This window comes from Microbacterium sp. LjRoot205 (assembly GCF_056175745.1).
The window spans coordinates 149,580-164,423 of the sequence record NZ_JBGFFH010000001.1 but is presented as its reverse complement, the minus strand read 5'-3'; the positions used below and the strand labels follow the sequence as shown (position 1 = coordinate 164,423).

13 protein-coding genes are annotated in these 14,844 nt (G+C 68.3%); 8 read left to right on the top strand and 5 right to left on the bottom strand.

What is annotated here, in order from left to right; genetic code table 11:
- The first annotated feature begins 43 nt into the window (after positions 1-43).
- Positions 44-298: a 30S ribosomal protein S18 gene (gene rpsR / locus AC04ME_RS00870; protein ID WP_042541518.1), complete on the top strand. Its 255-nt coding sequence runs from the start codon at positions 44-46 to the stop codon at positions 296-298.
- A gap of 11 nt (positions 299-309) precedes the next feature.
- Positions 310-762 carry a 50S ribosomal protein L9 gene (gene rplI, locus AC04ME_RS00865; protein ID WP_042541517.1) on the top strand — a complete coding sequence of 151 codons (453 nt, stop codon included), beginning with the start codon at positions 310-312 and terminating at the stop codon, positions 760-762.
- A gap of 93 nt (positions 763-855) precedes the next feature.
- Here the strand turns inward: rplI and AC04ME_RS00860 are convergent, their stop codons facing one another.
- From AC04ME_RS00860 to AC04ME_RS00845, 4 genes are all read right to left on the bottom strand, one after another.
- Positions 856-1,050 carry a hypothetical protein gene (locus AC04ME_RS00860; RefSeq protein WP_475433101.1) on the bottom strand — a complete coding sequence of 65 codons (195 nt, stop codon included), beginning with the start codon at positions 1,048-1,050 and terminating at the stop codon, positions 856-858.
- 298 nt (positions 1,051-1,348) lie between these two features.
- Complete coding sequence (locus AC04ME_RS00855; protein ID WP_475433100.1) at positions 1,349-1,489, bottom strand: hypothetical protein; 141 nt, start codon at positions 1,487-1,489, stop codon at positions 1,349-1,351.
- A gap of 126 nt (positions 1,490-1,615) precedes the next feature.
- Positions 1,616-3,259, bottom strand: a complete 1,644-nt coding sequence (locus AC04ME_RS00850; protein WP_475433098.1) for a beta strand repeat-containing protein — start codon at positions 3,257-3,259, stop codon at positions 1,616-1,618.
- Positions 3,260-3,368: 109 nt separating this feature from the next.
- Entirely contained in the window at positions 3,369-4,460 is a 1,092-nt protein-coding gene (locus AC04ME_RS00845) for a hypothetical protein (protein ID WP_475433097.1), read from the bottom strand.
- 554 nt (positions 4,461-5,014) lie between these two features.
- On the opposite strand from AC04ME_RS00845, the gene dnaB reads away from it, so the two are divergent.
- Complete coding sequence (dnaB, locus tag AC04ME_RS00840) at positions 5,015-6,388, top strand: replicative DNA helicase (RefSeq protein ID WP_042541564.1); 1,374 nt, start codon at positions 5,015-5,017, stop codon at positions 6,386-6,388.
- 245 nt (positions 6,389-6,633) lie between these two features.
- On the opposite strand, the gene AC04ME_RS00835 is transcribed toward dnaB, so the two are convergent.
- A complete protein-coding gene (locus AC04ME_RS00835; RefSeq protein ID WP_475433095.1) occupies positions 6,634-9,225 on the bottom strand; it encodes a LuxR C-terminal-related transcriptional regulator in 2,592 nt (863 codons plus the stop codon).
- 450 nt (positions 9,226-9,675) lie between these two features.
- On the opposite strand from AC04ME_RS00835, the gene AC04ME_RS00830 reads away from it, so the two are divergent.
- The 5 genes from AC04ME_RS00830 to AC04ME_RS00810 are packed head-to-tail and all read left to right on the top strand — an operon-like array spanning position 9,676 to position 14,837.
- A complete protein-coding gene (locus AC04ME_RS00830) occupies positions 9,676-10,800 on the top strand; it encodes a hypothetical protein (RefSeq protein ID WP_475433093.1) in 1,125 nt (374 codons plus the stop codon).
- A gap of 45 nt (positions 10,801-10,845) precedes the next feature.
- Entirely contained in the window at positions 10,846-12,507 is a 1,662-nt protein-coding gene (locus AC04ME_RS00825; RefSeq protein WP_475433091.1) for a hypothetical protein, read from the top strand.
- Positions 12,504-13,154, top strand: coding sequence for a SipW-dependent-type signal peptide-containing protein (locus AC04ME_RS00820; protein ID WP_475433089.1), 651 nt, complete (start codon positions 12,504-12,506; stop codon positions 13,152-13,154). Before AC04ME_RS00825 ends, AC04ME_RS00820 begins: the two co-directional genes overlap by 4 nt.
- On the top strand, positions 13,151-14,059 hold the full coding sequence (locus tag AC04ME_RS00815) for a hypothetical protein (protein WP_475433087.1): 909 nt from the start codon (positions 13,151-13,153) through the stop codon (positions 14,057-14,059). Before AC04ME_RS00820 ends, AC04ME_RS00815 begins: the two co-directional genes overlap by 4 nt.
- 43 nt (positions 14,060-14,102) lie before the next feature.
- On the top strand, positions 14,103-14,837 hold the full coding sequence (locus AC04ME_RS00810) for a SipW-dependent-type signal peptide-containing protein (RefSeq protein WP_475433086.1): 735 nt from the start codon (positions 14,103-14,105) through the stop codon (positions 14,835-14,837).
- Positions 14,838-14,844 lie beyond the last annotated feature (7 nt).

Below are 14,844 nucleotides of genomic sequence, written 5' to 3'. Positions count from 1 at the left end.
TCTCGGGATGCTTCGGCATCCGTCTCATCATTAAGGAAAAACAATGGCTGGAAAGTCTAGCGGCGACCGCCGCAAGCCGCGGAAGGGTGGCAAGCCCACCGCTCCCGCGAAGTCGATCCGGGTCGGAGTCATCGATTACAAGGATGTCTCCACCCTCCGCAAGTTCGTCTCGGAGCGTGGCAAGATCCGCGCCCGTCGTATCACCGGTGTTTCGGTGCAGGAGCAGCGTCTGATCGCCACGGCGATCAAGAACGCACGCGAAATGGCACTCCTGCCCTACGCTGGCGCCGGCCGGTAAGGGGTATCGAGATGGCAAAGCTGATTCTCACGAACGAGGTCGCCGGGCTGGGTAGCGCCGGTGACGTAGTCGAGGTCAAGAACGGGTTCGCCCGCAACTACCTCATCCCCCAGGGCTTCGCTACGGCGTGGACCCGCGGTGGCGAAAAGCAGGTCGCTTCGATCCAGGCTGCTCGTCAGGCTCGCGCGATCCACGACCGCGACGAGGCCGTGGCGCTGAAGAACTCCCTCGAGGCCACCAAGGTGCGCCTGGCCGTCAAGGCCGGCAACGAGGGTCGCCTCTTCGGTTCGGTCAAGACCGATCACATCGCGGATGCTGTCGCAGCCGCGGGTCTCGGCTCGATCGACAAGCGCAAGGTGCACATCCCGTCGGCGATCAAGTCGGTCGGCGAGCACGAGGCCACCGTTCGTCTGCACGACGACGTGACCGCAGTCATCACGCTGCAGGTCGTCGCCGCCAAGTAAGGCGCGACGCTCTCGAACGCCCCCTGTCCTTCGGGACAGGGGGCGTTCTGCGTTCGCGGCCGGTCGGTGTTTCGGAGGGTCTGGTGAAGGCGGCTAGCGGGTGAGACCGAGTTCGGCGGCGCGACGGGAATTCGCGGGCAAAGTCTCATCGACGTCGACGTCGACGGACCGTGACCACCCGTCGTCCTCGACAGGTATGCCGCGAGAGACGAGAGCACGCACTGCTTCGTCGACCCCGTCCACGAAGTCCCCTCCGACGTGGGATCCGGCGACCAGTGAGACGATCACGCGGATCGAGTGCGCGTCGACCGTGCCGATCCAGGTGACGGCGACGCCTCGGGCAGACAGCGGACCGAGCCTGGTCGTGAGGTGGAGAGACCGCTTCCGCCGATGAGGACATCGCCGACAACCGACCCGCGTCGGTGGATTCGCTGCACTCCGGCCTCGGCACCGGGCACGTCTGCACGAAAGTGGGCAGCCTGCATCGCACGGTCGATCTCGACCAGGGCGACATCGGCGGCATCAGTCGGGATATGGAATGTCCGTGCGCCGTTGACCGCCCACCGCAGACGGCGCGGATCTTCTGTCACCGCGGCACCTGCGAGGCGAGCGCGTTCTGCATGATGACCTCCCCGGAGAGTCTAGGCGGATCGTCCTCGGCGTCATCCGACGCGCCTCGTGCGGGTTCCGGGCACGACGGATGCCCCGCGCTGGGGACGCGGGGCATCCGTGAACTGTGCGGCATCGCAGACGCGGGCAGGTCTGGGGAACCTGCTCAGGGCATCACGGGATCCGCACACCGGCGGTGTCGCATCTCCTCCCCCGAGGACGTCGACACCGCCGGGGTCTGCGGCTACGCCGTCACGGGGCGACGACGCAGCATTCCGGCTCCGAGGAGGAGCAGGAGTGCGGCGAGGAATGCGAAGCCGAAGGAGGAGGAACCACCGGTGGCGGCGAGTCCCTCAGCCGGGGCGGATGCCGTCACGGCTGCGCCGCTCGCGACACCGGTCGCGGACGTGCCGGCGTCGGTGCCGACTTCCGTGACTGCGCCGGGAGTTGTGCCGGGGTCGGTGCCGGGATCGGTTCCGGGGTCCGTGCCCGGGTCGGTTCCAGGATCTGTGCCGGGGTCGGTTCCCGGGTCGGTGCCGGGGTCGGTGCCGGGGTCGGTTCCGGGGTCCGTGCCGGGGTCGGTTCCCGGGTCGGTGCCGGGGTCCGTTCCGGGGTCAGTGCCGGGGTCCGTGCCCGGGTCGGTTCCGGGATCGCTCGGGGGAGCCGTGACGGTGCTCTCGCCTACCACGGAGATCGCGTTGCCGCCGATCGTGATCGGAAGAGTCACGGGGGCGGTGACCTGGGTTCCGCCGAGGATTCCGTCGTCACCGGTGGTGGTGCTGCCGGTGGACGGGGTTGCCCCGGTGGTTCCGGTGGAGCCGGTTCCGCTCGTCGACTCGCTGTCTCCGATCACGGAGATCGCGTTGCCGCCGACCGTGACCGGTGCGGTCACGGGTGCGGTGACCTGTGTGCCGCCGAGGATTCCGTCGTCACCGGTGGTGATGCTGCCGGTGGACGGGGGTGCCCCGGTGGTTCCGGTGGAGCCGGTTCCGCTCGTCGACTCGCTGTCTCCGATCACGGAGATCGCGTTACCGCCGACGGTGATCGGAGCCGTCACGGGTGCTGTCACCTGTGTGCCGCTCCCGACCGCGTCGGTACCCGAGGTCTCGGGTGCGGTGGCGCTACCTCCGGATGCGGGTGCGGTGGTGCCGCTGCTTCCGGTGCTCTCGCTGTCTCCGATCACGGAGATCGCGTTACCGCCGATCGTGACGGGTGCCGTCACGGGTGCGGTCACCTGCGTGCCGCTCGCGACGCCGTCGTCGCCCGACGTGGACGGCGCTGCGGAGCCGGATGTGCTGCCGCTCGAGGGGGCCGGTGCTGCGGCATCCTGTCCGAGGGTCTCGCTGTCGCCGAGCACTGCGATCGAGTTGCCCGACACGGTGATGGGCGCGTCGACCTGAAGCAGGCCCTGGGTGCCCGACAGCACACCGTCATCGCCGTTCGTCGTGACAGCCGGGGCGGGGGCGGGGGCCGGTGCCTGGGGAGCCTCGGCCGGCGCCGCCGACTCGCTCGACGAGTCGCCGAGCACGGTGATCGCATTGCCGGTCACCGTGACGGGAACGACGACGTCCACGACGGCCTGGGTGCCCGACGCGGTGCCGGATTCACCGCTCGTGGTGGGGGCCGGTGCGGGAGCCGAAGCCGGTTGAGGTGCCGGAGCCGGTTGAGGTGCCGGAGCCGGGGCCTGCTCCGCGGAGGAATCTCCGAGCAGCGAGACGGCGTTGTCGACGATCGTGACGGGCGCCGTGATCGCGGTATCCGCCTGGGTGCCCGAGAGCAGCCCGTCTTCTCCTGAGGTGTCTGCCGCGTTGGCGGCCGTTGCGCCGAGCAGGGTGATCCCGCCGGCGAGAAGCGTGCCCCACAGGGCCCGCTTGATGTATGTACGCATGATGTCCTTCTCCTGACTGGAAATGGGTGTGTCTGGATGGGTGCACGCGAAGAGCATGTGCGCGCGCAGCACGGCATCTGTCGTTCACGAGGAACGACCGGACAACCCGTCAGTCAGGAGAGACGTCGGTGTCGGCGACCAGAGACGTCGGCAGGACGTCGTCGGGTGCACCGGGGGTGCGCTCCACGGCACGGAACGCGACAAGACCCGCGTCGCTGAGGTGCGCGAGCGAGAGTGAGGAGGCTCCGCTCGAACCGGCGGAGGAAGACGGCGCCGCCGGGGCACCGGAGGGCGGAGAGAAAGGCGAGGGCCGGTCATCGGATGCCGGCGCACTCGTGGCGGGCACAGTGATGGGTGCTGCCGGCTGGAGTCCGGATGCTGCCGGGTCGACTGGCTGAAGGCGCGCGACCGCAGGGGAGTGGAGGCCCGTCCGCGCATCGGCTGCGGCAGGGATCGGTCCGACCGGATCGGAGTCCGGCCCGGATGCGGGAACGGCTGGCCGAGTGGGCGTGAGGCCCGGGACGATCGGCGGCACGGTGTTGTCGACGACCTCTCCGACGATCGGTGTCGTCCCGTCGACGACACCGACGACCAGGTCGATCACCGCGGGCACTCCGAGATCGCCGGTCACATCTCCGACGATCGGCAGTCCTGCGATCAGGTCCGTCACAGGTGTCACGATCGGCGCCACCGGGGATCCGTCGACCAGATCGGTCACGGGAGCGACGACGGCCTCGGTGGTGTCGGCGACGATGTCGACGATCGGCGACGTCGCCGGGCCGACGACCGGAACCTGCGCGATCGTCTCCGCGACGTGTTCGACGGTCGGCTGAGCCACCTGCTGTACGGGCTCGACGACCTGGGCCGCGACGGGCTCGACGACGTGGGTGACGACCGGCTCGACCACCTGGGTCGCGACCGGCTCGACGACGTGCGTGACGACCGGCTCGACCACCTGGGTGACGACGGGGGCGGCCGGCGCCACGATCGGCGTGGTCGCTGCCGTGACGGTGTCTTCGACGGACGAGACCGTCTCGCTGACCACAGAGGAGACGCCGTCGAGCAGAGAATCGCTCGAGCTGTCGTCCGCGCTGGCAGACGACCCTCCCGTGAAGATCGTGATCGCCGCCCACGCGACCGCGCCCAGGCTGCCCCAGAGGGCGACAGCCGGAAGGCCGCGCCGGGCTTCTTGAGCGTTCACGTCGACTTCCCTCCCCCGAGAGCGATCGTTCGTTCACGACGCGCACTGCGTCGATTGCCGGTGACGATACTCCCGGCATATCGCGATGTCTAGAGGGTTCCGCTCGAAAACGATGACATCTCGCGCACATTTCAGGAGGTTGCGCAGTGTGACGCGCCCGGTTGAATCTCGGCTTGACTTTCCCCAGGTTCTACACATCCCCCACCGGATGCGATCAACCTTCAATGCCCAGTTGAACCACGTTCTCATCCACAGGGTGGGGAAACTCTAAATCCCAGACCAGGGGAAAAAATAGAACCCTTTTTCGAGGTACTCCACCGAGTTATCCACATGCGTTCTGCACAGACTCTCCGGACTTGTTCCCACGCTTTCCACATAGTTATCCACAGGCCGTGTTGCGACCGAAAACACCCGCTCGTAGCGTGGTGCAGCGACCCGATGTCGGAAGTGCCTGGTTTGCTGTGCGAACGGTCCTTATCGAGCTGAATCGCATCGAGTGGCCGACGCAGTCGGCACCGAGCACACCGGAAGAACGTCGCATCGAAGGGAGCAGTGTGTCGATCGCCGACATCTCAGAGGAGCGCCTCGGGGGCAAGCGTCCGCCAGAGCGCACACCCCCGCACGACACGCTCGCCGAGCAGAGCGCGCTGGGTGGAATGCTCCTCTCGAAGGATGCCGTCGCCGATGTGATCGAGACGCTCAAGGGCGCCGACTTCTACATCCCCAAGCACGAGCTCATCTTCGAGGCGATCCTGTCGCTCTACTCGCACGGCGAGCCGACGGACGTCGTCGCCGTCACCGACGAGCTCATCAAGACGGGGGAGCTGAGTCGCGCCGGCGGCGCCGACTATCTGCATACGCTCACCTCGATCGTCCCCACTGCGGCGAACGCCGGCTACTACGCGGGCATCGTGTCGGAGCGGGCGATCCTGCGCCGTCTGGTCGATGCGGGCACCCGCATCGTGCAGCTCGGTTACGACGGACAGGGCGACGCCACCGACATCGTCAACAACGCCCAGGCAGAGATCTACTCGATCACCGGATCCGAGACTGCCGAAGACTACGTGCCGCTGCAGATCGCGGTCGATGCCGCGCTCGAAGAGATCGAGGCAGCCAGCGGCCGCGACGGGTCGATGACGGGCGTTCCGACGGGCTTCAAGGAGCTCGACGAGCTCACCAACGGCCTGCACGGCGGGCAGATGATCGTCGTCGCCGCGCGTCCTGCGATGGGTAAGTCGACCCTCGCGCTCGACTTCGCGCGCTCGGCATCCATCGGCCACAACATCCCCTCCGTCTTCTTCTCGCTCGAGATGGGCAAGAGCGAGATCGCGATGCGTCTGCTGAGCGCCGAAGGTCAGATCCCGCTGCAGAACATGCGCAAGGGAAACCTCGACCCGCGGGACTGGACCACCGTCGCGGCCACTCGAGGCCGCATCAACGACGCCCCCCTCTACATCGACGACAGCCCCAACATGACGCTGGTCGAGATCCGTGCGAAGTGCCGGCGACTCAAGCAGCGCGAGGGTCTGCGGATGGTCATCATCGACTACCTGCAGCTGATGACGTCGGGAAAGCGTGTCGAGTCGCGCCAGCAGGAGGTCTCGGAGTTCTCGCGAAGCCTCAAGCTCATCGCCAAGGAGCTGCAGGTTCCGGTCATCGCACTGTCGCAACTGAACCGTGGTCCCGAGCAGCGCACCGACAAGAAGCCCGCGATCAGCGACCTGCGTGAGTCCGGCTCGATCGAGCAGGACGCCGACATGGTGATCCTGCTGCACCGCGACTCGGTCTACGACAAGGACGTTCGTCCGGGTGAGGCCGACCTGATCGTGGCCAAGCATCGTAACGGCCCGACGGCGACGATCACCGTGGCCTTCCAGGGGCACTACTCGCGCTTCATGGACATGGCGCCGGGCGGCGACTTCAACTGAGTCGGGCGGGGCTCCCGGTCTCCGCGTGGTCGCATCGTTCGGCTGCGAGCTGATCCGGGGAGGACGGGACGCCCCCACCACGGGGGAGGCGGCAGAAAGGGCGCCCCATCCGATGCCGTCAATGGGCGGCACCCCAGCTGTCGCGTTACAGCGCGACAGAACTGTGAGGCAAGCGTGACACCAGCCGCCTCGCCGCACAAGTCCTATTGTCGACCGGTATGCCGCGGGTCGAGGCGGCGCTCAGATCAAGTCAGCGCTTCGGCGTGACGCCGCAGCTCTCGGCGGTTCGAGACGTCGAGCTTGCGCATGATCCGGTGCATGTGGCTCTCGACCGTGCGCACACTCAGCACGAGTCGGGAGGCGATCTCGGCGTTGGAGAGTCCGCCCGCGGCGAGGCGCCCCACCTCCTTCTCGCGGTCGGTGAGGGTGACAGCTGTCGCACCGAACCGCGCGAGGTCGTAGTTCCTCCCCGGATGACGGGCACGGATCTGCTCTTCGCGCTCGACCGCGCGCTGCTGTCCGAGGTCATCCGCCCCCGCAGCGAACCAGGCCCGCGCGAAGCGGCAGGCCGACAGCGCAGTGCCGGTGAGCCCGCGCACGTCGAGCTCGTCCGCGATGTCGAGCATCGCCACGGGATCCCGCTGCACCAGCGCGCTGACGAACGAGGCCTGGGCCGCCAGCCCTGCCGCCTCCGGCAGTTCCTTCGTGCGCGCCATCGCGGCAGACAGCCGGGTCGGCGTCGGGTCGAGTTCGACCGCGGAGAGCTGGGCGGTGAGCCCTGCCACGCGGGCTCCGCGGTTCCAGAGGGCGTCGCCGGAGCGGGCGAGCAGCTCGGCGGCCTTCTCGGTGCTTCCGTCGAAGGCGAGCAGCTGCACCTGGGGCCACGCCTTGCTCTGCCCCGGAAGCGGGCCGTCTTCTGCTCCGAGCTGATCCAGGTCGGCGGCCAGCCGCTCGCCGGTCGTCACCTGCCCTCGTCGGATGGCGACCACGGCGGCGACCGCGAGCAGCGAGAGCTGCACTCCGGGCGGCAGCGGTGAGGGCTCTCCCGCCGAGAAGATGACCTCGAGCAGATCGTCGACGGCCGCATGATCACCTGCTGCCAGATGACACAGCGATGCGGCGGTGCCGAAGGCTCGCACGGCGTCGATGTCGAGATAGCCGTGCGCCTCGTCGAACCCGCGCTGCAGCACGTCGAGAGCGGCGCCCGGGTCGCCCTGGCCGAACAGTGCCATGCCGAGCAGCACCCGAGGGGTGTACCGCTGCTCCTCGTGCTCGAGCGCCTCGATGAGGCCGAAGACCCGCAGTGCATCGGAGAAACGACCGAGGCTGACGAGCACGCTCATCTGGGTCTCGAGCATCATCAGCTTGACCGCCGCGGGCAGCTCGTCGGACACCTCGAGGCGGTTGCCGAAGTCAGCGGGCACGGTGTCGAGGTTCGCGAGCAGCTGCACCTCGACGGCCCGCAGCATCCCGGCGTGCGCACCCACGGTCTGGGCATCGTCCTGCAGCTGCGCGACCGCTCGCTGCAGGTCGTCGTCGACGTAGGCGGTCCACTCCGCCTTGAGCGAGGCGAACTCGGCACGACTGGCGTCGTCCCCGGTGCGCGTCGCAGGAGACGAGAGGACGTCGGCGATCACGTCTCGCACCCTCGCTGTGTGAGTGTGCATGAGGGCACGGATGTAGCGCACGGCACTGGCGGCGGTCGGGTTCGCCTCCCACTCGGCGGCCGTCACGATACGGCGTGCGCGGGCACGCTCCTGCAGCAGCCGGACGAAGAGAGCATCCTGACCACCCGACGCGGTCGGAGACGACTGCTGGTCGGTGAGCACCGACCACACCGACTCGGGCGTGCTCAGCTGTCGCACGATCTGGCTCGTCAGTCGCGTGCGTCGCGCTGTGAGCGGCTCGTGCCGGAAGAACTCGACCAGCAGCGGCGGCATGACGGCGACGAGCTGCCGGTCGCCGCTGGGGATGAAGGTGATCATCCGGCGCTCCTCCAGCAGCTCGAGCGTGCCCCAGTCGACGAGCTGGCTCGCCGTGTCGATATCGGCCACCCCCACGATCGCGATGATCTCGAGCGCATCACGCGTGGCGTCATCGAGGCTCTCGAGGTGAGCCTCCAGCACGGCTCGCAGTCCGCTGCTCCACAGATCGCGGGTGGCGGTCCACTCGCCGCCGCGCAGCACGAGACGCTTCTCACGCACGGTCGCATCGACCAGGCTCAGGGCGAGGCCGATGTTTCCCCCCGACTTCGCGAACACCCGGCTCATCGTGCTCGCCTCGATCGGGTGCGACAGATACTTCTCGAGAGCCGTCTCGAGCTCCTCGAAGCGCAACGGGGTCATGTCGATCACGTACGAGGGTTCGAGAGTCGACGCGGGCAGGCCGCTCGGAGTGTGTCTGGCTCGAAGACCCTGCAGGCGAGAGAGCACGATCGGCACGCCGTACTCGCGTCGCACCGACTCCGCGACACCCCACGACGACTCGTCGAGGTCATCCCAGTCATCGAGGAACAGCACCGAGCGAGAGGCGCGGAGCGCCTGGCGCAGCGAGTCGGCGGTCTCGTGAAGGCTCGGCCCCGGCCGTTGACCACTGGTCGCGCCGATGCCGGCGAGATGCAGTGCGGCGAGCGGATGCTGGCGCAGCGACGCGATTCCGCGCACGGAGACGACGGTCCATTCGTCCTGCTCGACGCGGGCACGCAGCGCCTTGAGGAAGGCGCTCCGACCCGAACCGCGGCTGCCGACGACATCGATGCTGACACCCGCCTGGATGAGGTCCACTGCCGCGGCGAGACTCTCTTCACGACCGACCACCATGAGATTCCGCTTCCTCACGTGATGTTCCTATGCAAAAGCTACTCTCCCGGGCCTGTCAGAGATAGCCGCGCGGCAGGGGTGATGCGGCTGCTCCCTCGCATGAGCCTTCCCGGTGCCGTCGTCGCTGGTGACCTGAATCCCGAGGAGTACGAGCGGCGAGTGCCGACCTTGCGTACTCACGAGCGATCAGCGGCAGGGAGAAGCGGTGCGGGCCAGTACCCGCGAGGGCACTACTGAGCATCGACGCGTGGTACTCCGCAGGGTCGTGCACACCCGCCACGCAACCGTCGGAGAGGCCCACTGATATCGAGGTGGCGGAGTGCTGAAGACGCCCGAAACCCTCCAAGCGGGCAGGTCGCCGACCGCATCCTTACGATGACCGCCCATTCTGCGCACATCGTGCCCGCGGTCTCCCATCACTCGAGCGCGCCACATGCGTCGCGCGGAACCCTCTGGAGGACGTCAGCTGTGAGCCCGCGAGAAGAAGGTCGTCGACAGGTGCGCCGCCGGCGTCGCCTGGTGCGACGCATGCGCCTCGTCTCTGCGGTGACGGCATGCGTCGGCCTGATCGCCGGCGGCCTCCTGGTGGCGGCTCCGGCGATGTCCGCGCCCAGCCACGAGCTCGAGATCACCAGCCTCGCGTTCTCGGGAGTCGATCAGGCGCCGGGTGATGGCGTGTGCCGGACAGCCGACGGCTCCTGCACGCTGCGCGCCGCGCTCGAGGAGTCGAATGCCCTGAACGGTGCGCCCGGGGCCGTCGTCATCGGCGTGAAGCCCGGCCTCAGCGGCATCATCCGTCCGGTGATGACCCGCTCCACCGCGAACTGGATGCAGACGAGTGCGGTGTCGACCTGGGATGACGGCGCCTTCTATCGCATCACTGCACCGGTCACGCTCGACCTCGACAATCGTGTCTCCATCATTCCGACGTCCGAGTCGACCGAGGCGGCGGCATTCGAGATCAACGGTCCGGACGTCGCGCTGAAGAACTTCCGCGACATCCTCTCCAGCGGCACGTCCATCGTGATGGGCGAGCAGGCGAAGAGGATCAGCCTCGCGGGCGGCTCGACCGTGACGAAGGAGAACTACTACCCCGAGCGCTTCGTCGTCTATCGCCAGGGTGCCAGCGACATCTCGGTCAGCGACTACGAGCTGCAGGGGTTCTACCACGAGGGACAGCAGACCTCAGGGCTGTTCCTGTTCAACGCCACGACCGCCACACCGATGAAGAACATCTCCATCGCGCGGGTGAAGGTCAACTACACGGCCGGCGGCGTGTGCAACGGATCCGACGGCTCTGGCTGCCGCACGAACCTCACCACCTTCTCGCCGCGCGACGCGAACGTCGTCCTCGACGGCTTCTCGTTCACCGATTCGACCGTGCGGAACCTCAACGGGGCAACGGCCTTCAAGTTCTCGAACAACAGCACGACGGGTGTGAGGCTGTCGAACCTGAACATCTCGGGCAACCAGTTCCTCAACTCCGTCGGAAACGGCACGGGAGACGAGTACGCGTTCGTCACGCTACCCCCGGGCACCCTCAGCGGAGAGAACCGGATCTCACGCAACGACTTCGTACGCGCGACGTCGTGACAGACCATCGCGATCTCCTGGGACGGCCTCAGCCGCACCGGCACGGTGCCGAGCGGGCTCAGCATCACCGACAACTACTTCGACGGCTACGAATCGAGCATCCGCCTCTCGCGCAGCGGTCTGACCACCGTCTCGGGCAACACCTTCGGCACGCGTTCAGGGTCGCAGGGCAGGCCGGCGACGGGGGAGGAGACCGGCGACGGAGGCTCGCTCCTGGTCGACAACGGAACCGAATCGAACCAGACGGTGTCGACGTGGTACCCCACTGCCGCGGCGTCTGTCGTGGCGGCTCCCTCGAGCGGCGCGATGGTCGCAGCGCCCCGCGCCACGTTCACCGGCGGAACATGCACCGCGGAGATCGCTGTGGCGAAGCCTGCAGGCAGCGGCAAGTCGGTGCCGAGCGGACCTGTGTCGCTCGACCTCTACTGGACGGCCGACCGCACAGCCGAGATCCACCTCGGGCGCGTGACCGGAGTGACCGCCGCTGCGGCATCCGTCGCCTTCTCGCTGCCCGTCGGACCGCAGCCGCTCGCCGACGCCACCGTGCCCGCCTCCGCGCAGGCCGTTAACGCCACGACGGGCGACGTCTCGGGTTTCGTGCGCGTGCAGACGCACGTCGAGACGACGCCGCAGCTGACGTCGTCGCAGCTCAGCCGCACGGTGGCCGTGACCGGCAACTGCCGCCCGACTCTCACGCTCGATCAGGCCGGGGGTCAGAACGACCCGACCATGAGTCGCGACCTGCACTACACGCTGAGGTCTTCGCTGCCTCTCGACCCGTCCACCGTCACCGCGGATGACATCCGGCTGAGCGCTGCGGCGACCGCCGAGACCCTCGATGCCGAGCGCCTCGATCCGCGAGTCATCGCCGTGACTCCTGTCGCGGGCACGAACGGACTCGAGTTCGACGTGGTCGCGCGGGTCGACGACTCGGCATCCGTCTCGGCGACTCTCGCGGCCGGTCGCGTCACGTCGACATCGGGATTGACGAACACCGCTGCTGCGGTCTCTGCCGACCCTCGAGTGACCTTCGTCAACCCGCTGCAGGTCACCTCGCCCCGGTTCACGCTGGTCACGGGGGACGAGAAGGGCAAGTCCTACGCGATGATGCTGCGAGCCGGTGCGCCCGTGCCGACATCGCCGTTGATCTTCTCGTCGAAGATCGACGCAGTGGGCGTCGCGCACGGAGTCGGTCTCTCGACTTCCACTCCGGTCATCGCCCCTGGCGCGCGTTCGACGGAGTCGATCGTGCTGCAGGCGACCGACGGAGATGTCACGGCGAACACCGAGGCGACCATCGCAGCGACCGTCGCCTCGGAGGACGAGAACTACGACGGGCTGGTCGTGCCGTCGGTGAGCGCGTTCCTGTTCGCCACAGACCCGACCATCGAGATCGAGAAGCGGGCCTACGCCGACGTGGCGGATGCCTCGACTCCCGCGACGATCGAGCAGACGGGTAGGCCCATGCTCACCGGCGCGCGCCTCGTCGACGGACAGGCGGTGTGCTTCGTGTACACGGTCACGAACCGATCGGCCGACGACTGGATCACGAGCCTGCACGACATCGTCGTCACGGACTCGGACCTGCGCCTGGGCGCGCGGGGAGTGATCGGCTCGATCTCGCAGCTCGCGTTCGGCGAGAACGCGAAGGTCGCCGCGTGCGGAACGATCGTCTCGAACGGCACCGCCGACGGGTGGGGACGATGACCCCCGTCGAGGCTCGGCCCCGCAGCCGCACGCTGCCCCTGGTCGTGAGCGTGATCGCCGTCGGAGCCCTGACGGTCGCGGCGATCGGCGCCGGCACCTACGCGCTGTGGTCGTCGGAAGACACGTTCGCAGGGTCTCTGTGGCAGGCCGGCGACCTCTCGATGACTACGGAGGACGCATCCTGGCGGCAGATCACCCCGGGCGTGACCGAGCCGCGGTCTGGAGACCTGGCAACCACGCCCGAGGACTTCTTCACGATGCCTGGCGACGTGATCGAGATCACGCAGCCGCTCGAGACCTACCTGTGCGGCGAGAATCTGACCGCGGCGCTGAGCGTCGAGTTCGCGTCTCCCGACGCAGTGCGGGCGCAGGAGGAGACGGGCGAGATCGCGATCGCACTGCGCGTGGAGAATGCCGAGGGAGACACGGTCGCGACCGGCTCTGCCGACGGGACGCCGCTGGCCGTTCCCGGTCTCGTGGGGTCGTCGCAGGGTGAGTCCGATCGATGGTCGGTGATCGTGACCGTCGAGGTGCGCGGCGACTACGCCTGGACGGACGCCGACGTCCACAGTGCCGCGGGAGTCTGGGCCGCGGGCGACCTCATCGTGCGTCTCGATCAGGTGCGCGCGAACGGTGCCGGTCGATGAGGCTGCGCACGACTCTGTCGCTCACCGCCGCGATCGCCGGTGTCATGGCCTTCGGGGTCGTCTCGACAGCGAACGCGCTGTGGACCGCGAACGACGCGGTCGTGGTGCCTGAACTCCGCACGGGAGCAGTGACCTTCGGAGCCGCCGCCGAGTCGCAGCGTGCGCTGTCGACGTCGGGCGAGCCGGTCGAGATCACCCTGCCCGGCACCGAGATCGCCACGGTGCTCGATCAGGGCGGCCTGAGAACAGAACCCGTGATCTGGCGCTTTCAGGTGACCGGGGCCGCTCTCGGCATCGCCGGACTCGACTACGACATCACGCTCGGCGATCAGGTCTGGCACGACGGTCGCTCGGCTGCACTCACCGAGGGCGTCGCCCAGGAAGGCACACTGCTGGCGGACTCGACCGTTCGGATCTACCCGGCCGGCCTCGGCGACGACTGCTCGGTGATCCCCGACGCGCCCGTCGACGGCGAGGCCGCCGTCGACGTGCACCTGCTCGACGCGTCCGATCGCACGCTGCAGGCGCCCGCGGCCAACCCCACCGGCACCGAGGTCACGCAGACCTGGTGCGTCGCGATGCTCTGGAACCACCGTGCCGACGGCGTGTACGTCTCGGAGGCGAGCGCCCGGGGGATCGCCGTCGACGGCAGCGAGAACCGGGACTTCGACACGTGGGACGCCGCGGTGGCGTTTCCCGCGTCCCTGAACGCCATCGGCGTCTACGACCACACGGCGTGGGCGGAAGGGACCGGCGATGACGGCACCCTGTCGCGCGACGACTCGTCGTGGAGCGGATCGGTGCATCCGGATCCCGCGGGCGAACCCGACCTCGTGATCCGCATCGACCCCCGTGTGACGAACGCGAACCCCGCCGTCGCACCCGGCGATCACGCCACTCGCTAGTCGCCGAAGCAGAAACACACCACCCAGGAGAAGGAAGAAGAACATGTCCAACGAGAACCCTCAGATCATCGTCGTGACTGAAGAGCGGAAGAAGCGCCGCGGCGCTCTGCTGCTCGTCGCCGGTGGCGCCGCCGCACTGCTCGCGGGCGGGTCGACGTTCGCCCTGTGGACGGCGACCGACGGCTTCAGCGGCGGACAGATCACCGCCGGCGACCTCGACGTCGTGCAGACTGCCGACACGACCTTCTGGGACGTCTCGGCCGACCGCGACGACGCCACCGCCACCGTCGTCGGCACGGACGGCTCGCAGCTCGGCCACGCGCTGGCCCCCGCGGATGCGTCGACCTGGCGCATCGTGCCCGGCGACAAGGTCGCGGCCTCGTTCTCGGCCGCCGTGACGCTGGAGGGAGACAACCTCGTCGGTCGCCTCTCGCTCGACGGTCTCACGGCGAACGACTACGACATCAGCGGCATGACCTACACCTACGAGGTCTACCAGGACGGTGCGCTCGTGCAGCCTGAGATCGCGCTGCCCGTCGCGGCAGATGCGACGCTGCTGTACCTGTCGGCGCCGCAGACGGGTCAGAGCGCTGGCCTCGAGGACGCGAACGGCACCACCGTGCTCTCGATGGCCGAGACCACCGAAGACGTGACGGTCGTCGTCTACGGCGCCTTCTCGTCGACGGTCACCGACCGCACCGACGTCGCGCTCACCGACACGCTGTCGGGGCTGAACCTCAGGCTCGAGCAGGTTCGCGACACCGGGGAGCAGTTCTAAGACCCAC

What these genes read in the sequence shown, in the direction of transcription:
- rpsR (WP_042541518.1), top strand. Translation starts at nt 44, where the DNA reads ATGGCTGGAAAGTCTAGCGGCGACCGCCGCAAGCCGCGGAAGGGTGGC.
- rplI (WP_042541517.1), top strand. Translation starts at nt 310, where the DNA reads ATGGCAAAGCTGATTCTCACGAACGAGGTCGCCGGGCTGGGTAGCGCC.
- AC04ME_RS00855 (WP_475433100.1), bottom strand. Translation starts at nt 1,489, where the DNA reads ATGCCCCGCGTCCCCAGCGCGGGGCATCCGTCGTGCCCGGAACCCGCA.
- AC04ME_RS00850 (WP_475433098.1), bottom strand. Translation starts at nt 3,259, where the DNA reads ATGCGTACATACATCAAGCGGGCCCTGTGGGGCACGCTTCTCGCCGGC.
- AC04ME_RS00820 (WP_475433089.1), top strand. Translation starts at nt 12,504, where the DNA reads ATGACCCCCGTCGAGGCTCGGCCCCGCAGCCGCACGCTGCCCCTGGTC.
- AC04ME_RS00815 (WP_475433087.1), top strand. Translation starts at nt 13,151, where the DNA reads ATGAGGCTGCGCACGACTCTGTCGCTCACCGCCGCGATCGCCGGTGTC.
- AC04ME_RS00810 (WP_475433086.1), top strand. Translation starts at nt 14,103, where the DNA reads ATGTCCAACGAGAACCCTCAGATCATCGTCGTGACTGAAGAGCGGAAG.